Genomic DNA, 21431 nt, shown 5'->3' with positions numbered 1-21431 from the left:
CCGGGGTCAGGCCTTTTCGAGGATCGTGCGCAGGCGGTGCGTCATGATGTACTGGAACGCCCCGCGCAGGAGCATGTAGAGCGTGAAGGCCAGCCAGAGGGCATTGTTGCCGATCCACGGCCGCAGGGCGTAGAAGATGGCAAAGTAGGCCGCCGTGGCCCAGAACATCGAGTTGCGCATGATGCGCGTCTCGGTGGCGCCCACCATGATGCCGTCCATGATGAAGGGCAGGGCCGAGGCCACGGGGATCAGGATGATCCAGACGATGTAGCGGCCTGCCAGCTCGACGATCTGCGCCGCGTTCGATGCCGAGTGGTCGACGAAGAGCCCCACCAGATCGCGCCACCAGATGAGGTAGATCCCCACGAACAGGGCGGCAATCACCGTTCCCCACACCAGACAGCGGTGCATGCTCTGGCCGAGCGACTGCCGGTCGCGGGCGCCGATAAAGCGGCCGGTGAGGGCCTCGGCGGCGTAGGCAAAGCCGTCGTTCATGTACGAAAAGAGGGTGAAGAGCTCCAGCAGCAGCGCGTTGACGGCCAGCAGCGTGTGGTCCTCCATGCGGGCCGAGGCGCCGGTGAAGAAGGTATAGACGGCCACGATGCAGAGCGTGCGCAGGATGATGTCGCGGTTGATGCGGAAGAAGCGACGCAGCGGCTGCAGGTCGACGACCTCCGACCAGCGTACGGCGGTCAGCAGCCGCCGGTAACGGGCCATGAGCAGTAGGGTCGAAAGGGCCACGCCGCACCATTGCGCCACCACCGAGGCCCAGGCGATACCGACGATGCCCAGATCGAGACCGAAGGCGAAGAAGAGGCTGCACCCAAGGTGGATCACGTTGACCGTGACGGCCGTCACCATCGGGAAGAGGGCGTTCTGCATGCCGGTGAACCAGCCGTTGAAGCCGAAGAGCAGGATGCCGGCCGGCACGGCCCAGATGCGCGTGTAGAAGTAGGCGCGGGTCATCTCGCCGCCGTTCATGGCCCACAGGGCCAGTTCGCCCAGCGGGTACTGCAGCGCCAGCATCAAACCCCCCATGACGGCCGCCACGGCCAGGGCCCGGGCCAGCATGTTGGTGCATTCGGCGTAGTTGCCGGCGCCGTAGGCCTGGGCCGTCAGTCCGCTGGTGCCCATGCGCACGAACGAGCAGTTCCAGTAGATGAAGTTGAAGATCGACACGCCGATGGCCAGCGCGCCGATCGTCGCGGCGGAGTCCTCGCCCCAGTGTCCGGCGATGGCCGTCGAGACGATGCCCATCAGGGGTACGGTGATGTTCGAGACGATGTTCGGCAGCGCCAGACGCAATATGTCGCGGTTCATTCGTTGCATGACGGGTGCAAAGATAAGGCAAAAACGGCGAATTTTCGGGCGACGGCGACTTTTTCTCGATTTCGGGCATGCAATGTGTTGGAATCCGGAAAAATGGATTACCTTTGCCGCGCAAATTCATCTTATAGAAGATACGAACATGAAAGATTCGAAAAACGACTCGACCCCGGTGCTCGAGCGCTTCGCACGCGACAAGCGCAAGCGCACCGTGATTGCTACGGCGGAGCGCGTCGAGCGTCGCCCGCGTTTGCAGCGTGACGCTGCCGATTCGGAGCAACCGTCCCGGTCGTACCGGCCCGAACACCGGGCCTCGTACAACCCCAACTTCACGGCCGAAAACCGGCCCCGTTTCGAACATCCCCACCACGACGACGGTGAGCGTCCGCACCGCCCGTACGGCGAGCGTCCCCGCTTCGACGCGAACTCCCGCACGGAGGGCGACCGCCCGCATCGTTCCTATGGCGAAAACGATAACCGCTTCAACCGCGACGAGCGTCCGCGCCGTTCGTTCGGCGAGCAGGACAACCGCGAGGATCGCTTCAACCGCGACGACCGCTTCAACCGTGATGACCGTCCGCACCGTTCGTTCGGCGAGCGCGACAACCGCGAGGATCGCTTCAATCGCGACGACCGCTTCAACCGCGACGAGCGTCCGCGCCGTTCGTTCGGCGAGCGCGACAACCGCGAGGACCGCTTCAATCGCGAGGATCGTCCGCAGCGCTCCTACAGCCGCGGCTCCAAACCGGCCTACGGCGAGCAGCGCAGCGGCAAATTCTCCGACCGCAACGACCGCAGCGACCGCAAGGGCGGCAAGTTTGCCGGCAAGCCGTCGGAGGGCCGCTATGGCGACAAGCGCAACGACCGCAACGACCGTAACGACCGCAGCAGCCGCGGCGGCGAGCGCCCCGCAGTCTCCTATCCGAAGTTCGACCCCGCGAAGCAGACCGGTGAGATGCGTCTGAACCGCTTCATCGCCCAGTCGGGCATCTGTTCGCGCCGCGAGGCCGACAACTTCATCCAGGCCGGTGTGGTGACGGTCAACGGCAAGGTGGTGACCGAACTGGGCACGAAGGTGCTGCCGACGGACGAGGTGCGCTTCAACGACGAACCCGTACACGGCGAGAAGAAGGTCTATCTGGTGCTGAACAAGCCCAAGGGCTACGTCACGTCGCTCGACGATCCGCACGCCGGCAAAACCGTCATGGAGCTGGTCAAGGGGGCCTGCACCGAGCGGATCTATCCGGTGGGACGCCTCGACAAGAACAGCCTCGGACTGCTGCTCTTCACCAACGACGGCGATCTGACCAAGCAGCTGACCCATCCGTCGTATCAGAAGAAGAAGATCTACCAGGTGACGCTCGACAAGCCGCTGACGCGTGCCGACATGGACCGCATCGCCGAGGGCATCACGCTCGAGGACGGTGAGATCTTCGCTGACGAAATCTCCTACGTCAAGGAGAACAAGCAGGAGATCGGCATCGAGATCCACTCGGGCCGCAACCGCATCGTGCGCCGCATCTTCGAGTTCCTGGGCTACACCGTCACGAAACTCGACCGCGTTTACTACGCCGGTCTGACGAAGAAGAACCTCAAGCGCGGGGCGTGGCGTTTCCTCACCCGCGAGGAGGTCGAGCGCCTCAAGTCCGGACTCTACGAGTAGGACAGGGCGCCGGACTGAACCAGGGGCACTGAACCAGGAGGGCTGAACAGGGAGGGCTGAATGGGGAGGCGCTGAATCTGAGATGCTGAACCTGGGGTCTCCCTGGCGGCGGATGACGCCTTCCCGTCGTTCGGAATAACGAAAAAACCCGATACGGATTTCCGTATCGGGTTTTTTTGTGCCTCGGGCAAACCGGCAGACCGGAGTGCCCGAGGCGGGTGTTCGGCGGAGGCTATTCGACCTTGAGGGCCCGTTCGATGGCCTGGTAGAGCCGGTGGAGTCGGTTGGCGCGTTCGACGTCGTCGCGGCTGAGGTCGAAATTCACCTCGTCGGCGATCACTTCCTTTCCGTTGAGCTCCTCCCAGCGGCGCAGGCGGTGGGTGGAGGCGTAGTCCAGGGCGGCGTTGCGCACGCAACGGTAGAGGTACTTGGTCGGAGAGTCAATTTTCGAGAGGTCCATGCGGGCCAGTTTGACGAAGACGTCCTGCACGATATCCTCGGCTGCGGACTTCGAGTGCACGATCTCCTCGGCCACGTAGGCGGCACTGCGGAAGTGTGCATTGAAGAGCTCTTCTAAGGTCGGGGAGATCATGGCGCGTTGCTGTTTGCCTACTGTCAGTGGGTGGCCAGATACCAGGAGGTGTGCCGGAAATCCGAAGCATAGGGCTCGGTGGTTTCGGGCTCGCTGGTCGTAATTCCCGTGTAGCAGGTGATCGGGTTGAGGAGGTTGTTGTAGGCAGAATAGTAGCTGGGCGTGTGGAAACGGTACTCCGAGGGTACGGCCCGCTCCAACTGTGCCTCGAACGTGTCGATCGTCCCCTGGTCGCCGCAGCTCAGTTGGACGTAGTGGCCCAGATCGTAAAAGAGTTTCGTGCTGCCTCCCTTGTAATACTGGAGTTCGGAGAGCTCGAAGTCGGTTTTCGGCGCCTCGACCACCCGTCGCATCTCCGAGGCCAGTGCCTCAAGTTCCGACATCACCGTGAGCGAGATGCAGCCCGACTGTTCGTTTCCGGAGATCGTGTTCCAGTCGTTCTGGTAGAAGTTCCAGAATTCGCGGCAGATCTCACCCAGTTGCGGCCGCAGCTCCTCGTCGTCGAACAGGTGTGGGAGGATCCGGTCGTAGGGGAATCCTGCGGCCATGATCTCGCAGGGTGAGGCCACGACATAGTCGATCGCGTGGCGCAGGTCGTAGAGCGTCTCGATGCTGGACATGAAGCAGTCGTCGAAGATCAGGTAGTCGAAGCGGAACGGCAGGGCCTCGAGCACCGAGGCCAGCTCCGTGATGTCGAGCTCGTGACCCGTATCGCCGAACGAACGTGTCGGTTTGGCCCCTGCGGCGGGAGTCCAGACATCGGCCGCCGCACCGCCCGCCCGTCGCGAACGCGGCAGGGCACCGCTCGAGGCCGGAATCCACGCCTTGCCGTGGCAGCCGATGATCAGTCCGTAGCGCTCGGCCGGGGCCTCCTCGGCGGCATCGGCAAAGAGTCGGGCCACATCTTCGGGTTTTCCCGTGTCGAACGTGTCGTAGTGCTTCAGCGTGATGGTCTTACAGCTTCCCGTGGAGGAGTCGTAGCGGAGCTCCTCGAGCACGGCCGTGTAGTGCGATTCGGGCTGGTAGCAGATCAGCATTCGCCCGTCACCCGGGTTGTCCGTGTTGACGGCGCTGCGCAGACGCGCGATGTTCTCTTTGTAATATTTCAGCAGGCTCTGCCCCGGCATGTAGAGCAGCACGGTACGTGTGGCCGTGGCGGGGCGCTGGTAGACCGCCACCTCGATCTGTTGCCGGTCGTTGTCGAAGTGCAGGAGGATCGACCCCAGTCTTCGGCGGTTGGGTTCGTCGTTGGCTTGGGTGGGGGTGACCGTGACACACCCTTCGCTGGCCGTTCCGTCCGTCAATGTCTTCGTCACCGTGAAGTTCTCACCCGTGTAGGTCACTTCCCACGGCCGGTTGGCCCGGACCGTGATGCTCTCCTCGCCCGAGGCGTCGCTCGAGAGGAAAATCTCCGTGGACGAGACCTCAAACCGCGGTTGCGGCTCCTCCTTCGAGCAGGCGTCCGAAAGCAGCACGACGGTCAGCAGCAGGGGAGCCACCAGCGACCGTCTCACCGCTGCGGCACGGAACAGGTATTTCATCATTTGTAGGTACGCGGCTTTAAGTTGTTGAACTGCCATGTCCGGTCACGTTTGTAGGTATAGCCTTCGGGCTTGTTCCAGTAGACGCGCCCGAAATCGAAGTAGAATCCCTTGCGTTTCTTTCCGTCGACGACGTAGGGCGTGAGCAGCGGCACGAACTCCACGGTGCGGCTGATGATGCGTGCCTTGCCGTAGGAGAGCTCCTCGGCGGCCAGCACGTCGAGCGCATGGTCGAACATCAGCACGTGGCGCGGGGTCTTTTCGGTGAATCCGTCGCCCGAGTCGATGATCGTGCGCAGTACGCCGTTCATGCGGTCGGCATAGGCCTTCTCGCGCACCTTGTCGCCCAGTGCTCCGTAGGCGAACGACATCATGTTGAGGATCTTCGGGCTGAACGGATCGCGGGCCAGGGCGTCGTTGCCCAGCGAGACGAGCGATTCGAGCGTCGCCACGTCCGGTTTCTCGGGGTCGATACCGGCGATGAGCAGCAGCATCTTGTCCAGATCGGGATTCGTGGCCAGCGGCTTGTACTCGTCGCGGTAGGCGAAGCCGTAATAGAGATAGTAGTAATCCTCGTCGGTGAGTGTCGCATCGCCGGCATTGTAGCGCAGCATGAGGGCCGGATAGTAGAACGGCGATTCGGCATCGAGCGTCCGGTCGAGGATCATCTCCTCGTCGGGGACGCGCGCCGCGGCGAGCAGCGGCACGAGCAGCGTAAGCAGCAACAGAAGTCGTTTCATGTCGGTTGTTTTCCGATAGGAACGCAAAATCAGCGCAAATCGTATCTCGCGATCAAGCTTTTGAATCGTTCACGCAGGTGCTCCGTGCCCGGAACGAGCGGCAGGCGCATCGTGTCGCCGATAATCCCCATCACCGAGAGGGCGCATTTCACCCCGACGGGGTTGCCCTCCTCGAAGAGCGCCTTGACGGCCTCGTCGAGTGCCTCGTACTCGCGGTCGGCCGCCTCGAAGTCGCCCCTCTTGGCGTGGTTGATGCAGCTCATGAAGCGCCCGGGAAAGGCGTTGGCCGCCACCGAGATCACGCCGTCGCCGCCGCGACGCATCAGCTCGATGGCCATGCCGTCGTCGCCCGACAGCACGAGGAACCCTTCGGGACGTTGGTCGAGAATCCGCTGCATCTGGTCGATCTTGCCCGAGGCCTCCTTGATGCCGATGATGTTGGGAAAGTCGCGGGCGATGCGCAGCGTCGTTTCGGCGGTCATGTTGACCCCCGAGCGGCCCGGGATGTTGTAGAGGATCACCGGCAGGGGCGAGTGCTCCGAAATGGTGCGGAAGTGCTGGTAGAGCCCCTCCTGCGAGGGTTTGTTGTAGTAGGGCGTCACGCTCAGGATGGCATCGGCGCCGCGCAGGTCGAATTCGCGCAGCTGGTCCAGCACCTCCGACGTCGAGTTGCCGCCGCAACCCATCACCAGCGGCACACGCCCGGCAATCTGGTTGGTGATGAACATGGCGATCACGGCCCGTTCGGGCATGTAGAGGGTCGGGGTTTCGGCCGTCGTCCCCAGGGCGACGATGTAGTCCACGCCGCCCTCGATCACGTAGTCAATCATGCGGGCCAGGGCTTCGTAGTCGACCCTTCCCTCCCGTGTAAAGGGGGTGATCAAGGCGGCGCCTACGCCGGCCAGTTCGTGCTGTGTCATATCGGTCTCTTTTTTATTGTTTGCGGTTTTCGGTCGTTAGTCAAAAAGACGCTGTTCCGCGCCCTTGCCGGATTGCGTGTCGGCGTCCGGCTGCGGCGCGCTCTTCGGGAGCGGATCCGTGGCCGGGGCTGCGGATGTGCCGGATTCTGCCGCCGGTTGCGCCTCCGCCGCCGGGGCAGGCCGGGCCTGCGTGGCTGGGGCTCCCTCGCCGTTGATCATCCGGAAGAACTCCTCCTCGTCGATGATGCGGATGCCGAGCTTCTCGGCCTTCTTGAGTTTGGCGGGCCCCATCTTCTCGCCGGCGACGATGTAGTCGACGTTGCCCGAGACGGCGGCCAGATTGCGCCCCCCGTGCGATTCGATCAGCGCCTTCATCTCGTCGCGGCTGCGCGAGAAGCGCCCCGAGACGACGAAACTCTTCCCGGCCAGCGCCTCCGAGGCCAGCTTGCGCTCCGCGGTCTCGAACTGCAGCCCGGCGGCCCGCAGCCGGCGGATGATCTCCAGATTGGCCGCATCGGCGAAGTATTCGAGAATCGAGTCGGCGATGCGCTGGCCGATCTCCTCGGCCTCGACCAGCTCCTCGCGCGAGGCCTGCATCAGCCCCTCCAGCGAGCGGAAATGGTCGGCCAGATAGCGGGCCGTGGTCTCGCCCACGAAACGGATGCCCAGTCCGAAGAGCACCCGTGCGTAGGGGACCTCCTTCGAGCGCTCGATCGAGCGGATGATGTTCTCGGCCGACTTTTCGCCCAGGCGCGGCAGCGGCGAGAGCTGTTCGGCGCGCAGGTCGTAGAGGTCGGCCACGGTGCGCACCAGCCCGTTGTCGTAGAGCAGTTCGACGGTCTCCTCGCCCAGCCCCTCGATGTCGAGGGCCTTGCGGCGGATGAAGTGGATGATGCGGCCGATGATCTGCGGACGGCAGCCGCTCTGGTTCGGGCAGTAGTGTTTGGCTTCGCCCTCGTAGCGCACCAGCGGCGTGCCGCATACGGGGCAGCGGTCGATGTAGCGGAAGGGCTGGCTGTCGGCCGGACGCTGCGAGAGGTCGACGCCCGTGATCTTGGGGATGATCTCGCCCCCCTTTTCGACGTAGACCATGTCGCCCGGGCGGATGTCGAGCCGCGCCATCTGCTCGGCGTTGTGGAGCGTGGCCCGGCGCACGGTGGTGCCGGCCAGCAGCACGGGCTCGAGGTTGGCCACCGGTGTGATGGCCCCCGTGCGGCCCACCTGGAACGAGACGCTGTCGATGCGCGTGAGGGCCTGTTCGGCCTTGAACTTGTAGGCTACGGCCCACTTCGGGGCCTTGGCCGTGAAGCCCAGCTGGCGGCGTACGGCGAAGTCGTTGACCTTGATCACCACGCCGTCGGTCGGGAAGGGAAGCCCGTGGCGGGCCGTATCCCAGTGGCGGATGAAGTCGTCGACCTCGGCCACGTTGTGGCAGATGCGCATGTGGTCCGAGATCTTGAAGCCCCACTCGCGGGCCTTCTGAAGACTCTCCCAGTGGGTGCGGAAGGGCAGGTTGTCGCCCGCCAGCTGGTAGAGCGTGCAGTCCAGACCGCGGCGTGCCACGACGGCCGACGACTGCTGCTTGAGCGTCCCGGCGGCGGCGTTGCGCGGATTGGCGAAGAGCGGCTCGCCGTTGGCCTCGCGTTCGGCGTTCAGACGGTCGAACGAGGCGTAGGGCATGAGGATCTCGCCCCGGATCTCGAAATGGGCCGGCCAGTCGCCGTCGCGCAGGTGCAGCGGTACGGAGCGTACGGTGCGGACGTTGGCCGTCACGTCGTCGCCCGTGACGCCGTCGCCGCGCGTGGCGGCCTGCGTCAGCGCGCCGTTGTCGTAGGTGAGCGAGATGGCCGTGCCGTCGAATTTCAGCTCGCAGACATAGTCCGTGGGGCCGGCCTCGCGTTCGATGCGGTCGATGAATTCGTGCAGTTCGTCGAGCGAGTAGGTGTTCCCGAGCGAGAGCATCGGGTAGCGGTGGCGCACGGTGGCAAACTCCGACGTCAGGTCGCTCCCGACGCGCATCGTCGGCGAATTGGGATCGGCATATTCGGGGTGTTCGCGCTCCAGGTCCTGGAGTTCGCGCATCATCGTATCGAACTCGAAATCCGAAATTTCGGGGTTGTTTTCGACGTAATATTTGTAGTTGTGCAGTTCGAGCTGGCGGCGCAGCTCCTCGATGCGTTCGCGTATCATACCTATGGAATAACGTGCGTAAAGTTACATATTTTGCTCGGAACATGGGGCTAAAACAAAAAAAATGCAAAAAAAAATTACAGATGTGGTGCGATATTCAAATTTTGCTTATACTTGCAGAAAATTTCGCACCACAACGATGGCTAAACAGAATATGGCAAAGAAACATATCGTAACGAGTTTCCACAATCTGACCCCCGAAATGCAGGAGGCCGTCAAGGAGAAATATCCGCTGGGATTCACCGATTCGATGATTCGCGTAGACAAACCCAACGGTGGTTTTTTTTATGCCGTGCCCTTTGACACGGACGATGTGGCCTATATGATCAAGATCGACGTGAAGATCGACGACTCGGCGCAGGACGACGACGACAAGGATTACTACGACGACGATCTGAAGGGGGCCGACGAACTGCAGGGGGGCGATGACGATGCATCGGATCTCTCCGAATCGTCGGACGATGATGTGGACATCTGACACGGTGCGGCGCCTGCGCCTGCTGCCCGTCCTGCTCTCGCTGCTTGCCTCTTCGTGCGGCCTGGCCGATCGCGACAGTGACGAGCGGAACCGATACGTATACCTCACCTTTTTCGACAAACGCTTCGAGGCGTTCTGTCTCGAACGCTTCGATCTGGACAACGATTCACGCATCTCGCGCTACGAAGCGCAGCGCGTGCGGGAGATCGCGTGCCCGGGTGAAGGGATCGCTTCGCTCGCGGATCTGCGGGAATTCGTCAATCTTGAGCGGCTCGATTGCTCGGGAAATGCCCTCACGGAGCTGGATCTGACCGCCTGTGCGCATCTTTCGCGCCTCGACTGCCGGGAAAACGATCTCGTGTGGCTCGATGTGGAGGATCTGCGTGCGCTGGTGTGGCTGGACTGCTCGGAGAATGCGCTGGCGGAGCTGGACCTCACGTCGAATACCTCGCTCGTGACGCTCGATGCGCGGGGCAACGCCTTGCAGACGCTCGATCTGTCGACCTGCGCCGCGACGCTTCAGGCCGACGTACGCGCGAATTCCGATCTGACCACGGTCTACTGCCGCATGGCCACCCAGAGCATCCGTTTCGACGGCATTACCTCGCTGGTCGAACGGTAGCGCGTAGACACGGGCGGATTTACGCCGCAGGCCGGTTCCCGGCCTGCGGTTGCGCGGGGCCCGGATAGCTGGGGCGGCGGTTGCGAGGCTGCCCGTACAGCCGCAGCAGCGGGGGAGAAGTCCGGCCTGGGCCCGATCGGTGCGGCCGTCTGTCTCTGATGATTCTTATACGCCTTCTTACACGCCTCGACGGGGAAACACGCTCCGTCGGGGCCCTTTTTTTATAATTTGTTGAAAAGTCCCGTCCGGGCAATTGTGCTTTTCGCGGATTATTTTGTACCTTTGGAAGCAAAAAACTTTTGTAACCAATAAATTGATTCGGATACAATGAAAAAAGTAGACGTGATCCTCGGCCTCCAGTGGGGTGACGAGGGCAAGGGTAAGGTCGTGGACGTGCTTACGCCCCATTACGAGGTGGTAGCCCGCTTCCAGGGCGGCCCCAATGCCGGTCATACGCTGGAGTTCGGCGGGGAAAAATACGTGCTCCGTTCGATCCCCTCGGGAATCTTCCAGGGCGGCAAGACCAACATCATCGGCAACGGCGTAGTGCTCGATGCCATCCTGTTCCGGGCCGAGGCCGAAGAGCTCGCCAAGAGCGGCCATGACATCACCCAACAGCTCTGCATCTCGAAAAAGGCCCACCTCATTCTGCCGACTCACCGCATCCTCGACGCCGCCTACGAGGCCGCCAAGGGCAGTGCCAGGATCGGCACCACGGGCAAGGGCATCGGCCCGACCTATACGGACAAAGTCAGCCGCAACGGCATGCGTGTGGGCGACCTGCTGAGCCCCGATTTCGAGAAGATCTACGCTGCGGCCAAGGCCCGTCACGAACGGATCCTCCGCAGTCTGGACTACAGGTACGACATCACCGAACTCGAGGCCCAGTGGTTCGACGCCGTGAAGTACCTCCGCCGTTTCCACATGATCGACAGCGAGTATTTCGTCAACGACTGCCTGGCTCAGGACAAGGCCATTCTGGCCGAGGGGGCGCAGGGCACGCTGCTCGACGTCGATTTCGGCTCCTATCCCTTCGTCACCTCGTCGAATACGGTCTGCGCAGGCGTCTGCACGGGTCTGGGTGTTGCGCCCAGCCGCATCGGCGACGTCTACGGCATCTTCAAGGCCTACTGCACCCGTGTGGGCAGCGGCCCCTTCCCCACGGAGCTCTTCGACGAGACGGGCGAGAAACTCAGCAACATCGGTCATGAATTCGGTGCCGTGACGGGACGTCGCCGCCGCTGCGGATGGCTCGACATGGTGGCCCTGAAGTATTCGATCATGATCAACGGCGTGACGCAGCTCATCATGATGAAGTCCGACGTGATGAACGATTTCGATACGATCAAGATCGCTACAGCCTACGAGATCGGCGGCCGCCGCACCACGGAGTTCCCCTATGCGATTACCGACGACCTGAAGCCCGTCTACACGGAGTTCGAGGGCTGGAAGTGTGACCTGCGCAAGTGCCGCACCTACGAGGAGTTCCCCGAGGCCTTCAAGCGTTACGTGGAGTTCATCGAGCACCAGACCGGCGTGCCCGTGCGGATCATCTCCGTGGGCCCTGACCGCGGTGAAACCATCGTCCGTCCGCGGGCTTAGAAGCCCGTTTTGGAGGCGGCCGAAGGGTGGAGGGTTTCCGTCCGGTTCAGCGCTTCGGACGAAGACTCCGACGGCGGGTTTCCGATCCGGTCCTGCGCCTCGACCTGGTGGAACGGAGGCGGGTTTCCGATCCGGTTCCGCGCGTCGATCCGATGTTCTCTCCGCTGTTGCGAACGAAACAACCAAGAAAAACATTCGATTTAAATTCAATATGTTGCAAAACCTTAAAATTCTGGTTCTGGCCAAACAGGTGCCCGATACCCGCAACGTGGGCAAGGACGCGATGACCCCTGAAGGTACGGTCAATCGTGCGGCACTCCCGGCCATTTTCAATCCCGAGGACCTCAATGCCCTCGAGGCCGCTCTGCGGCTCAAGGACCGCGTCGAAGGATCGACGGTCCACATTCTGACGATGGGCCCCCAGCGTGCCGCCGACATCATCCGTGATGCCCTGTTCCGCGGCGCCGACGGCGGCTACCTGCTTTCGGGCCGCGAGTTCGCCGGCTCCGATACGCTGGCAACCTCCTACGCCCTGTCGTGTGCCCTGAAGAAGATTCAGCCCGACGTGATCTTCGCCGGACGTCAGGCTATCGACGGCGATACGGCCCAGGTCGGTCCCCAGGTGGCCGAGAAGCTCGGTCTGCCGCAGGTGACCTACGCCGAGGAGATCCTCGACGTCAAGGAGCACTCGCTGGTGATCAAGCGCCGTCTGGAGCACGGTGTCGAGACGGTCGAGTGCCCGATTCCGGCCGTGGTGACGGTCAACGCATCGGCTGCCGAGTGCCGCCCGCGCAACGCCAAGCGCGTGATGAAGTACAAGGGTGCGCTGGCCGGTTCGGAGATCGCCGCAGCACCCGATTCGCCCGCCGCACAACGTGCCGCCGCGAAGCCCTATCTGCAGATCGTCGAGTGGGCTGCCGCCGACGTCAACCCCGATCCCGCGCAGCTGGGTCTGCAGGGCTCGCCGACGAAGGTCAAGAAGATCGAGAACGTGGTCTTCGCCGCCAAGGAGGCCAAACGCCTCACCTCGTCGGACGAGGATATCAATTCACTGATGGTTGAACTTATTGCGAGCCACACGCTCGGTTAATGCGCACAGAGATGAACAACGTATTCGTATATATCGAGATGGAGGGCGGCAAGGTCGCCGATGTGAGTCTCGAACTGCTGACCAAGGGCCGCGAACTGGCCTCGACACTGGGCGTGAAGCTCGAAGCCGTCGTGCTGGGTCACAACGTGGCCGGTCTGGAGAAGGAGCTGGCCAAATATGGAGCCGATACGGTGTGGGTGGCCGACGACGAGATCTTCGAGCCCTTCCGCACGCTGCCCCATACGTCGGTCATGTGCGGGCTGATCGAGCAGGAGAAGCCGCAGATTGCCCTGTTTGGCGCCACGCCCGTGGGCCGCGACTTTGCGCCGCGCGTTTCGTCGGCGCTGCACAGCGGTCTGACGGCCGACTGCACGCAGCTCGTGATCGGTGACCACAAGGATGCCAAGACCGGCAAGGAGTACACCAACCTGTTGTACCAGATCCGTCCGGCCTTCGGCGGCAACATCATCGCCACGATCGTCAACCCGGATCACCGTCCGCAGATGGCCACCGTCCGCGAGGGCGTCATGCGCAAGGAGTATGCCGCCCAGCCGGGCAAGGGCGAGGTGAAGACGATCGACTGGCGCCGGTTCGTCAGGGATACGGACCTTGCGGTGAAGATCATCGACCGTCAGATCGAGGAGCGCAAGATCGATATCAAGGGGGCTTCGATCATCGTGGCCGGCGGTTACGGCATGGGTTCGAAGGAGAATTTCAAACTGGTCTACGATCTGGCCGACGTGCTGGGTGCCGAGGTGGGTGCCAGCCGTGCGGCGGTCGACGCCGGTTTCACGGAGCATGAGCGTCAGGTCGGCCAGACCGGCGTCACGGTGCGTCCGAAACTCTACATCGCCTGCGGCATCTCGGGGCAGATCCAGCACACGGCCGGTATGGACCAGTCGTCGATGGTCATCTCGATCAACACCGATCCCGATGCCCCGATCAACAAGATCGCCGACTACGCCATCACGGGCGACGTCAACGAAATTATCCCCAAGATGATCAAATACTACAAGCAAAACTCGAAGTAATGGCTAATTTCTTTTCAGATAACAAGGATTTGCAGTTCCAGCTCGATCACCCGCTGATGCGGAAGATCGTGGAGCTGAAGGAGCGCGGTTTCGCCGAGAAGGATCTCTACGACTACGCGCCGCAGGATTTCGACGATGCGATGGACAACTACCGTCGCGTGCTGGAGATTGCCGGCCAGGTGTGCGGCGACGTCATCGCGCCCAATGCCGAGGGTGTCGACCACGAGGGCCCGCGCGTGGTGAACGACCACGTGGAGTATGCTTCGGGAACGGTCGAGAACATGAAGGCCGTGGTTGATGCCGGACTGAGCGGCATGACTCTCCCGCGCAAGTACGACGGTCTGAACTTCCCGCTGATCTGCTTCGTCATGGCCAACGAGATGGTGGCCCGCGCCGATGCCAGCTTCGAGAACATCTGGGGACTGCAGGATTGCGCCGAGACGCTCAACGAGTTCGCCTCGGAGGAGCAGAAGGAGAAATACCTGAAGTGGGTTTCGGCCGGTGCGACGTGCGCCATGGACCTCACGGAGCCCGATGCCGGTTCGGATCTGGGTTCGGTGATGCTGAAGGCCACCTGGTCGGAGGAGCGGCAGACGTGGCTGCTCAACGGCGTGAAGCGTTTCATCACGAACGGCGACGGCGAGGTTTCGCTCGTCCTGGCCCGTACGGAGGAGGGAACGACCGACGCCCGCGGTCTGTCGATGCTCGTCTATGACAAGCGCGACGGCGGCGTGAAGGTGCGCCGCATCGAGAACAAACTGGGTATCAAGGGCTCGCCGACGTGCGAACTGGTCTTTACGAACGCTCCGGCCCAGCTGGTCGGCGATCGGAAGATGGGTCTGATCAAGTACGTCATGTCGCTGATGAATGCCGCGCGTCTGGGTATCGGAGCCCAGTCGGTGGGTCTGTGCGAGGCTGCTTACCGCGAGGCGCTGAAGTATGCCCACGAGCGTGCACAGTTCGGCAAACCGATCATCGAGTTCGCCGCCGTTTCGGAGATGCTCTCGAACATGAAGGCCAAGCTGCAGGGTGCCCGTGCGCTGCTCTATGAGACGGCTCGCTTCGTCGAGGTCTACAAGCAGTACTCGCACATCTCGCACGAGCGTTCGCTGGAGCCCGAAGAGCGCCAGGAGATGAAGTCCTACAACCGTCTGGCCGACGGCTTCACGCCGCTGGTGAAGCTCTTCTCGTCGGAGTATGCCAATCAGCTGGCCTACGACGCCATCCAGATCCACGGCGGTTCGGGCTTCATGAAGGATTACCCCTGCGAGCGGCTGTACCGCGACGCCCGTATCATGAACATCTACGAGGGTACGTCGCAGCTGCAGGTCGTGGCGGCGATCAACGCCGTGACGAAGGGTACGTTCGTCGAGCAGATCGGCCGCTATGCCGCCGAGGAGTATGCGGAGACGATGGCTCCGGTGGTTGCCAGGCTCAAGGCGCTGACGGTGAAGTTTACGGAGATGGTGGCTCACGTCGAGGCCGGCGAGAAGGAGGCCCATGGCTTCAAGGATTTCCATGCCCGCCGACTGGTCGAGACGGCCGGTCACATCATCATCGGCTACCTGCTGGCCCGTCAGGCCGGCAAGGCGGCGGAGTACGAGGCTTCGGCCCGCATCTTCGCCAAACTGGCCGAGGGCAAGATCACCGAGGCCTACACTTACGTAATGAACTCCACGCCGGAGGATGTCGCCCTGTTCAAGGGTGTCGAGGCGGAGACGCTTTAGCCCTCCTCCCGCGGCGGATGCCGATACGAAGAAGAGCCGCAGCCCTGCGAAGGGTTGCGGCTCTTTCGTTTGTGTGTGTGGGGGGGGGGAGGGGGAGTGGCAGAGAGGCGGCGCGTCCGGTGCATCCGGAGCGTCGAGCCCCTGCCGGCCCGTTTCGGATGGCGGCAGCGGCGTCAGACCCCGGCCGAGGCCGGAGTGGTCACCATGCAGCGGGTGGTGCCGAAGAGGTTGAGGTCCAGTTCACGGGCGATGTAGGCCAGGGCCTTCTGCGCCCGGACGGAGTTGCCGGCCGAGTCGAGCGGGGGTGCGAAGGAGGCGAGACCCATGACGCCCGGTACGACGCCCATGATGCCGCCGCCGACCCCCGATTTGGCCGGAAGACCCGTCTGGAAGAGCCAGTCGCCCGTGTGTTCGTAGAAGCCCACGGTGGCCATCAGCGAGACGATGCGCGGCGTCAGCTCGGCGCGGAAGACCCGTTTGCCCGTCTGCGGATTGACTCCGCCGTTGGCAATCGTCGCCGCCACGGTGGCCAGTTGTGCGGCCGTCACGCCGATCGAACACTGCCGCGTGTAGAGATCCAGCGCCATTTCGGGTTGGTCGTAGATGCGGTTGTAGTTCTTCAGCAGCCAGGCGATCGAGCGGTTGTTGAAGTTGGTGTCGCTTTCGGAGCGGTAGAGCTCGTCGATCACCTCGACGGGCGATCCGGCCAGCGCCGTGAGAAAGTCGACGATCGCGCGCCACTTGCCCGTGCTGTCGCCTGCGGGTTTGACCATCGAGCAGGCTGCGATGGCTCCGGCGTTGACCAGCGGCGTGGAGGGGTGGTCGTTCTCGAGCAGGATGGCCATGATCGAGTTGAAGGGGAGTCCCGTGGCGTCGGCGCCGATCTTGTGCAGCACCTCGCGGTCGCTGTACTGCTCCATGACGAGCAGTGCCGTCGGGACCTTCGACACGGATTCGATGCCGAAGCGGTAGTCGGTGTCGCCGACCGTCAGAAGCGTGCCGTCGGGCAGCGTGGCTGCGATGCCGAAGAGCGTCGACGGCACGTTCTTCAGAAAGGGAATATAGTCGGCATTCTTGCCGCTGGTTTCGCTCTTGCAGTGGTCGTAGGCCGCCCGGAGGACCTCGTCGACCGTCTTTTTGTCGATTTTACGAATCATGGTGCGTATGGTTTATTGTCGGTTGTTTTTATCGGTTGGAGTCTTGACTGAAGCGGGGGAAGCCTTCGGGGCGGGCTGCTCCCAGTGGAAGGGGGCGAACTCGGCGGCGGCCTGCGGATCACGCCACGAAGGTTTGCGCATTGCGTAGATGACGAACGGAATGGCCACGACGACCAGACAGCCGATGACCAGCACCGAATACCACACCGTATTGCTGCCCGTGGAGATCTGGCTGGGCGGTACGAAGCTCAGCACGAAGGCCAGCAGCGAACCGAAGAAGCCGACCAGTCCGATGAGCCACATCAGGCCGTTCCCGCTGCGGCCCAGGCGGAAGGGGCGCTGGGCCTGCTTCATCTTGTAGCGCAGAACGATGGCCGCCGAGAACATCAGCATGTACATGATCAGGTAGAGCAGCACGGTGAGCTGCGAGAGGATCTGGTAGAACGACTGCACGGAGGGCATCACCACGAACAGAAGAGCCAGCAGCGTGACGATGGCGCCCTGGATGAGCAGGATGTTGCGCTGTACGCCGGCGCGGTTGGTCTTCTGGAAGAAGGGGGGCAGGTAGCCCGCCTTGCCGACGGCGAAGATACCCTTCGAGGGGCCGGCCACCCAGGTCAGCACGCCGGCCAGTACGCCGAACATCAGGGCAATGGCGATGATCGGACCGGCCCACGACAGGTGCAGATACTTGAAGTAGTTGTCGAAGCCGATGAGCAGCGATTGCGTGAGGCTGATGTCCTTGGCCGGGATGATGAAGCCCAGCGAGAAGGTCCCCAGCACGAAGATGGCCACCGTGGCGAGCGAGCCGATGATGATCGCCCGCGGATAGTTCTTCGACGGATTCTTGACATCCATGACGTGGATGCCCATCATCTCCATGCCGGCGTAGAAGAGGAAGATGCTGCTGGCCAGCACCAGGTTGTCGAATTTCGACAGGTCGGGGAAGAAACCCTGCGACATGTCCATGTTGTTGTGGCCTTCGGAGGCGATGTAGACCACGCCCAGGACGATGAGCAGTCCGGCCGGAATGATCGTTCCGATCATGCCGCCCCATTTGCTGATCTTGCCCACCCAGTCGAGGCCCTTCAGGGCGATGAAGGTGGCGATCCAGTAGATGGCCATCACCATGCAGAGGGTGAAGACCTTGTTCGAGGCGAGCGACATGTCGTGGGGCTCGTTCGTGCCGATGAAGGCGATGGTCACGGCGCCGAAGGTGAGCACCGTGGGGTACCAGATCGTCGATTCGATCCACTGCAGCCAGATGGCCAGGAAGCCCGTGCGGGCCCCGAACGCCTCGCCCACCCAGCGGAAGACGCCTCCCTGCTTGTCGGAGAACATGGCGGCCAGTTCGGCGGCAACCATTGCCGTGGGGATCAGGAAGACGATCGCGGCAAAGAGGTAGTAGAAGGCCGACGAGGGTCCGTAGACCGCCTCGGCCGGCAGCCCGCGAAGGCTCACCACGGCCGTCACGTTCATGATCGCCAGGGTCATGACGCTCAGCTTGAAGCCCGTGGAAGTGGTAGTTTTCTTTACATCCATAATGGTTTGATTTGAGTTTTGTCGCCTCGAAGGGTTGCAACTACCGTGCAAAAAACGCATGGTGCGGCTTTTGGAGCCCTCGGTTGTGGAATTGTCGCCGGAAATGCGTATATTTGTTCTTCGGGACCAAAACGCTTGAAACAATGAAACGACTCTCGATCCTTCTGTTGTGCGTGCTGGTGGTGATGACCTCGTGCGGACGCCGCCGCAAGGCGCCCGCTTCCGATGCCGCGGCCCCGCAACCGGCCGTCTTCCTGCCGGCCATTCCGCCTTCGCGCCTTTCGGCGGCCGAACAGCAGGAGTGGCTCCGCTGGCACTACTGGGACCGCTTCGACTTCTCCGATACGCTCTTCCTGACCCGGGTCGACTCGTCGCAGCTCTTTGAGGCCTATGCCCGTTATGTCGTTCTGCTCGGCGGCCGCCCGACGGACGGCGCCCCGATGGATTCGCTCATGCGGCGTGCCTCGACCTCGCGGCGGATGCTCGACTACTTCTCGAAGATGGCCGAGGTGGTGCTGCACGACCCCAACTCGCCGCTGCGCAACGACGAATTCTATATCCCGGTGCTCGAGGCGCAGCTGCGCGCTCCGTGGTACGACGAGTACGAGCGCATCGCCCCGCAGTATGATCTGCAGATCGCCCGGCAGAACCGCCTCGGTCAGCCGGCCAACGACTTCCGCTATACGCTGGCTTCGGGGCGCAGCGGCACGCTCTACGGACTGGATGCCGAGTATGTGCTGCTGTTCATCAACAATCCGGGGTGTGCCATGTGCCGCGAAATCCGCGAAGCGATCTCTTCGTCGCCGATGCTCACGGAGATGATCGAACACGGCCGGCTTCAGGTGCTGGCCATCTATCCCGACGAGGATCTCTCGGAGTGGCGCGCCTATCGCGATGAGATGCCCGCGTCGTGGATCAATGCCTACGACAAGGGATGCGTGATCCGCAATGAACTGCTCTACGACCTGCACGCCATTCCGGCGCTCTACCTTCTGGACCGCAACAAACGGGTGCTGGTCAAGGATTCCGTGGATGTGGCGCAGATCGAGGAGGTGATCGACCGCCGGGGCTGACCTCTCGCCGTATAAGCTGCGCTTATCATGCGATCAGAAAAGACAATCGAATTTTTATACAAAAATCGAAATCTCTTCTTATCTTTGCATGACAAACAAACAAAAAGCAATTAACACACCTTTTAATAGTACAAAAGATTATGGCAAAGAAATGGCGTTGTACCGTATGTGGGTACATTCACGAAGGTCCCGAGGCACCCGAGCAGTGCCCGATGTGCAAGGCAGGTAAGGACAAGTTCGTAGAGGTTGTTGAGTCGGACTCGAAGATGGAGTTCGTAACCGAGCACAAGATCGGTGACGGCAAGGGCGCCAGCAAGGAGCTCTGGGAGGGTCTGCAGAACCACTTCATGGGCGAGTGCACCGAGGTGGGCATGTATCTGGCCATGAGCCGTCAGGCCGATCGCGAGGGCTATCCCGAGATCGCCGAGGCTTACAAGCGCTACGCCTGGGAAGAGGCCGAGCACGCTTCGAAGTTCGCCGAGCTGATCGGTGAGGTGGTTTGGGATACGAAGACCAACCTCGAGAAGCGTATGGAGGCCGAGTGCGGCGCCTGCGAGGACAAGATGCGTCTGGCTCGTCTGGCCAAGCAGGAGAACCTCGATGCCGTTCACGATACGGTTCACGAGATGGCCAAGGACGAGGCTCGTCACGGCAAGGGCTTCGAAGGACTCTACAAGCGTTACTTCGGCAAATAGTCGAACGGCAGCCTGCGGGTTGCCTGATGAAAAAAGCCGGTGCCTGTCAAAGGCACCGGCTTTTCGTTTTCGGTCGTTTGCGGCCGGCTCCCGGGCGGGCGGATTGTCGGGTTTTCTCAGCCTTTTCGCAACAGATTGTAGATGCCGATCAGCATCGAAATCTTTTCGGAGAGCCATTCGTAGCCCGTGCGGGCCAGGCGTGCCACCTCGTAGACCGTTTCGGCCCGGGCGCGGATCTGCTCCACGGCCTCGCGGATCGTGAGCAGGTAGAGTCCCGCAGCCAGCAGGGCAAAGGCGCCGCCGAGGATCAACGTGGCGACGATGAACGATCCGGTGACCTGCGAGAGCCAGACCACCAGCGCCGTCAGCAACAGCAGCAGGGCGATGCCGACCAGCGTTCCGAAGAGCAGAAAGACCACTACGAAACGCCCGGCTGACCGCTCTCTGCGAAGGGTGGAACGCTCCTTCGGGTCGTCCGAATCGGTCTTCTCCTCGGATGGCCCGAGGGGCTGGTGCGGCAGGGTGTGGAACTCCCGTCGGGGCTCCCGCCGCTCCCGGTCGCCGCGGTTTTGTGCCTCGGCTGTTGCGTGTCTCTCCATCGTGCGGGTTTTTGAGGGCTAATTCTCCTCGCAGCGGCAGCGTGCCTCTTCGATCTGCTCCTCGACCTCGCTGAGCTTGTTCTTGACGCGGTCGATCTCGTCGTCGATCGAATTCTTGATCTTGCGGCGTAGGTCGGCCCCCGACTGGGGCGTGAACAACATTGTCAGAGCCGAACCGATGATCATCCCGCCCACGAGCGAAACGATGGCAATTCCTGTGTTTTTCATGGTTGCTGAAGTTTTTGAATTCAGCGGTTTTTCTTGCAAACTCCGGGCCAAAGCGCTATCTTTGATCGTATGATCCTCAATCCGCGCACCTGTGTCGCCTTCACCGGCCATCGCACCTATCGTGACGAAGCTCGCGAGCTGTTGCTCCCGACTCTCGAGGCGCTTTACGAACGTGGCTTCCGGACTTTTCTGAGCGGTATGGCCGTCGGGTTCGACCTCGCGGCGGCCGAGGCGGTTCTGCTCCTGCGGCAGCGGCATGCGGAGGTCCGGCTCGTTGCCGTCGTTCCGTTCCGCCATCAGGCGGCCCGCTTTCCGGCGGCCCAGCGCCTTCGCTACGAGCGGATTCTGGCCGCGGCCGACAGCATCGAGGTCCTTTCCGAGGAGTACCACCGCGGCTGTTATGCCCGGCGCAACGACTTTCTGGTCGACCATGCACAGGTCGTCGTGGCCTGGTACGACGGTTTGCCCGAAGGCGGGACATACTACACCGTCGAAAGGGCCCGGACACGTCTCCGCGAGGTGATCAATCTTCATCCTGCAGCCCCCTTTCACCCGCTGAGCCCTGCGCCGGAACTCTTCTGACCGGTCCGGCGTCGCTGATCGGCCCGGCGTCCT

At 62.3% G+C, this 21431-nt stretch carries 20 protein-coding genes; 10 read left to right on the top strand and 10 right to left on the bottom strand.

Translation table 11 applies throughout. The annotated features are described in order from the left end of the window. Positions 1-6: 6 nt before the first annotated feature. The gene (locus B5G09_RS05695) at positions 7-1320 is read right to left on the bottom strand and encodes an MATE family efflux transporter (protein ID WP_087404454.1); all 1314 of its coding nucleotides are present in this window, start codon (positions 1318-1320) and stop codon (positions 7-9) included. A 148-nt stretch (positions 1321-1468) separates the two neighbouring features. Between B5G09_RS05695 and B5G09_RS05690 the strand changes: the two genes are divergently transcribed. Further along, positions 1469-2989: a pseudouridine synthase gene (locus B5G09_RS05690; protein WP_087404401.1), complete on the top strand. Its 1521-nt coding sequence runs from the start codon at positions 1469-1471 to the stop codon at positions 2987-2989. Positions 2990-3221: 232 nt separating this feature from the next. Here B5G09_RS05690 and B5G09_RS05685 read toward each other — a convergent pair whose 3' ends face one another. The 5 genes from B5G09_RS05685 to ligA are packed head-to-tail and all read right to left on the bottom strand — an operon-like array spanning position 3222 to position 8972. Next, on the bottom strand, positions 3222-3581 hold the full coding sequence (locus tag B5G09_RS05685) for a sigma factor (protein ID WP_087404400.1): 360 nt from the start codon (positions 3579-3581) through the stop codon (positions 3222-3224). A gap of 23 nt (positions 3582-3604) precedes the next feature. Next, entirely contained in the window at positions 3605-5122 is a 1518-nt protein-coding gene (locus B5G09_RS05680; RefSeq protein ID WP_087404399.1) for a clostripain-related cysteine peptidase, read from the bottom strand. Next, entirely contained in the window at positions 5122-5862 is a 741-nt protein-coding gene (locus tag B5G09_RS05675) for a DUF4919 domain-containing protein (RefSeq protein WP_087404398.1), read from the bottom strand. The genes B5G09_RS05680 and B5G09_RS05675 overlap by 1 nt, the downstream gene beginning before the upstream one ends. A 29-nt stretch (positions 5863-5891) precedes the next feature. Then, positions 5892-6782 carry a 4-hydroxy-tetrahydrodipicolinate synthase gene (gene dapA, locus B5G09_RS05670; protein WP_087404397.1) on the bottom strand — a complete coding sequence of 297 codons (891 nt, stop codon included), beginning with the start codon at positions 6780-6782 and terminating at the stop codon, positions 5892-5894. A 36-nt stretch (positions 6783-6818) separates the two neighbouring features. Further along, positions 6819-8972 (bottom strand): NAD-dependent DNA ligase LigA, encoded by a 2154-nt coding sequence (gene ligA / locus B5G09_RS05665; protein ID WP_087404396.1) that lies wholly within the window; start codon positions 8970-8972, stop codon positions 6819-6821. A gap of 154 nt (positions 8973-9126) precedes the next feature. Here ligA and B5G09_RS05660 point away from each other — a divergent pair, with 154 nt between their 5' ends. From B5G09_RS05660 to B5G09_RS05630, 6 genes are all read left to right on the top strand, one after another. Next, entirely contained in the window at positions 9127-9450 is a 324-nt protein-coding gene (locus B5G09_RS05660) for a hypothetical protein (protein WP_232009226.1), read from the top strand. Next, positions 9434-10072 (top strand): leucine-rich repeat domain-containing protein, encoded by a 639-nt coding sequence (locus B5G09_RS05655; protein WP_232009225.1) that lies wholly within the window; start codon positions 9434-9436, stop codon positions 10070-10072. The genes B5G09_RS05660 and B5G09_RS05655 overlap by 17 nt, the downstream gene beginning before the upstream one ends. Before the next feature lie 327 nt (positions 10073-10399). Further along, positions 10400-11674 carry an adenylosuccinate synthase gene (locus B5G09_RS05650; protein WP_087404394.1) on the top strand — a complete coding sequence of 425 codons (1275 nt, stop codon included), beginning with the start codon at positions 10400-10402 and terminating at the stop codon, positions 11672-11674. 211 nt (positions 11675-11885) lie between these two features. Then, positions 11886-12764, top strand: coding sequence for an electron transfer flavoprotein subunit beta/FixA family protein (locus B5G09_RS05640; RefSeq protein WP_087310624.1), 879 nt, complete (start codon positions 11886-11888; stop codon positions 12762-12764). An 11-nt stretch (positions 12765-12775) separates the two neighbouring features. Beyond that, positions 12776-13795 (top strand): electron transfer flavoprotein subunit alpha/FixB family protein, encoded by a 1020-nt coding sequence (locus B5G09_RS05635; protein ID WP_087404453.1) that lies wholly within the window; start codon positions 12776-12778, stop codon positions 13793-13795. Continuing rightward, positions 13795-15522 carry an acyl-CoA dehydrogenase family protein gene (locus B5G09_RS05630; RefSeq protein WP_087404392.1) on the top strand — a complete coding sequence of 576 codons (1728 nt, stop codon included), beginning with the start codon at positions 13795-13797 and terminating at the stop codon, positions 15520-15522. The genes B5G09_RS05635 and B5G09_RS05630 overlap by 1 nt, the downstream gene beginning before the upstream one ends. A 173-nt stretch (positions 15523-15695) precedes the next feature. On the opposite strand, the gene glsA is transcribed toward B5G09_RS05630, so the two are convergent. Further along, positions 15696-16679, bottom strand: coding sequence for a glutaminase A (gene glsA, locus B5G09_RS05625; RefSeq protein WP_087404391.1), 984 nt, complete (start codon positions 16677-16679; stop codon positions 15696-15698). Between the two features lie 12 nt (positions 16680-16691). Then, the gene (gene gadC, locus B5G09_RS05620; protein WP_087404390.1) at positions 16692-18221 is read right to left on the bottom strand and encodes a putative glutamine/gamma-aminobutyrate antiporter GadC; all 1530 of its coding nucleotides are present in this window, start codon (positions 18219-18221) and stop codon (positions 16692-16694) included. A 143-nt stretch (positions 18222-18364) separates the two neighbouring features. On the opposite strand from gadC, the gene B5G09_RS05615 reads away from it, so the two are divergent. Beyond that, entirely contained in the window at positions 18365-19294 is a 930-nt protein-coding gene (locus B5G09_RS05615; protein ID WP_087404389.1) for a DUF5106 domain-containing protein, read from the top strand. A gap of 140 nt (positions 19295-19434) precedes the next feature. Then, positions 19435-19989: an NADH peroxidase gene (locus B5G09_RS05610; protein WP_087310614.1), complete on the top strand. Its 555-nt coding sequence runs from the start codon at positions 19435-19437 to the stop codon at positions 19987-19989. A 116-nt stretch (positions 19990-20105) separates the two neighbouring features. On the opposite strand, the gene B5G09_RS14315 is transcribed toward B5G09_RS05610, so the two are convergent. Continuing rightward, positions 20106-20588 carry a hypothetical protein gene (locus B5G09_RS14315; RefSeq protein ID WP_241147582.1) on the bottom strand — a complete coding sequence of 161 codons (483 nt, stop codon included), beginning with the start codon at positions 20586-20588 and terminating at the stop codon, positions 20106-20108. 18 nt (positions 20589-20606) lie between these two features. Further along, a complete protein-coding gene (locus tag B5G09_RS05600; RefSeq protein WP_087310610.1) occupies positions 20607-20816 on the bottom strand; it encodes a YtxH domain-containing protein in 210 nt (69 codons plus the stop codon). A gap of 69 nt (positions 20817-20885) precedes the next feature. Between B5G09_RS05600 and B5G09_RS05595 the strand changes: the two genes are divergently transcribed. Next, positions 20886-21398, top strand: a complete 513-nt coding sequence (locus B5G09_RS05595; RefSeq protein ID WP_087404388.1) for an SLOG family protein — start codon at positions 20886-20888, stop codon at positions 21396-21398. Positions 21399-21431: the final 33 nt, after the last annotated feature.

Source organism: Alistipes sp. An54, assembly GCF_002159375.1.
Classification (GTDB): domain Bacteria; phylum Bacteroidota; class Bacteroidia; order Bacteroidales; family Rikenellaceae; genus Alistipes; species Alistipes megaguti.
The sequence above is the reverse complement of the archived record's forward strand: the minus strand, read 5'-3'. Positions and strand labels throughout refer to the sequence as shown.

Bases quoted from the DNA above. Each gene is read 5' to 3' on its own strand.
- B5G09_RS05685 (WP_087404400.1), bottom strand. From the start codon at position 3,581: ATGATCTCCCCGACCTTAGAAGAGCTCTTCAATGCACACTTCCGCAGT.
- B5G09_RS05600 (WP_087310610.1), bottom strand. From the start codon at position 20,816: ATGAAAAACACAGGAATTGCCATCGTTTCGCTCGTGGGCGGGATGATC.
- B5G09_RS05615 (WP_087404389.1), top strand. From the start codon at position 18,365: ATGAAACGACTCTCGATCCTTCTGTTGTGCGTGCTGGTGGTGATGACC.
- B5G09_RS05680 (WP_087404399.1), bottom strand. From the start codon at position 5,122: ATGAAATACCTGTTCCGTGCCGCAGCGGTGAGACGGTCGCTGGTGGCT.
- B5G09_RS05655 (WP_232009225.1), top strand. From the start codon at position 9,434: ATGATGTGGACATCTGACACGGTGCGGCGCCTGCGCCTGCTGCCCGTC.
- B5G09_RS05640 (WP_087310624.1), top strand. From the start codon at position 11,886: ATGTTGCAAAACCTTAAAATTCTGGTTCTGGCCAAACAGGTGCCCGAT.
- dapA (WP_087404397.1), bottom strand. From the start codon at position 6,782: ATGACACAGCACGAACTGGCCGGCGTAGGCGCCGCCTTGATCACCCCC.
- B5G09_RS05660 (WP_232009226.1), top strand. From the start codon at position 9,127: ATGGCAAAGAAACATATCGTAACGAGTTTCCACAATCTGACCCCCGAA.
- B5G09_RS05595 (WP_087404388.1), top strand. From the start codon at position 20,886: ATGATCCTCAATCCGCGCACCTGTGTCGCCTTCACCGGCCATCGCACC.
- ligA (WP_087404396.1), bottom strand. From the start codon at position 8,972: ATGATACGCGAACGCATCGAGGAGCTGCGCCGCCAGCTCGAACTGCAC.
- gadC (WP_087404390.1), bottom strand. From the start codon at position 18,221: ATGGATGTAAAGAAAACTACCACTTCCACGGGCTTCAAGCTGAGCGTC.
- B5G09_RS05630 (WP_087404392.1), top strand. From the start codon at position 13,795: ATGGCTAATTTCTTTTCAGATAACAAGGATTTGCAGTTCCAGCTCGAT.
- B5G09_RS05675 (WP_087404398.1), bottom strand. From the start codon at position 5,862: ATGAAACGACTTCTGTTGCTGCTTACGCTGCTCGTGCCGCTGCTCGCC.
- B5G09_RS05650 (WP_087404394.1), top strand. From the start codon at position 10,400: ATGAAAAAAGTAGACGTGATCCTCGGCCTCCAGTGGGGTGACGAGGGC.
- glsA (WP_087404391.1), bottom strand. From the start codon at position 16,679: ATGATTCGTAAAATCGACAAAAAGACGGTCGACGAGGTCCTCCGGGCG.
- B5G09_RS05695 (WP_087404454.1), bottom strand. From the start codon at position 1,320: ATGAACCGCGACATATTGCGTCTGGCGCTGCCGAACATCGTCTCGAAC.
- B5G09_RS14315 (WP_241147582.1), bottom strand. From the start codon at position 20,588: ATGGAGAGACACGCAACAGCCGAGGCACAAAACCGCGGCGACCGGGAG.
- B5G09_RS05635 (WP_087404453.1), top strand. From the start codon at position 12,776: ATGAACAACGTATTCGTATATATCGAGATGGAGGGCGGCAAGGTCGCC.
- B5G09_RS05610 (WP_087310614.1), top strand. From the start codon at position 19,435: ATGGCAAAGAAATGGCGTTGTACCGTATGTGGGTACATTCACGAAGGT.
- B5G09_RS05690 (WP_087404401.1), top strand. From the start codon at position 1,469: ATGAAAGATTCGAAAAACGACTCGACCCCGGTGCTCGAGCGCTTCGCA.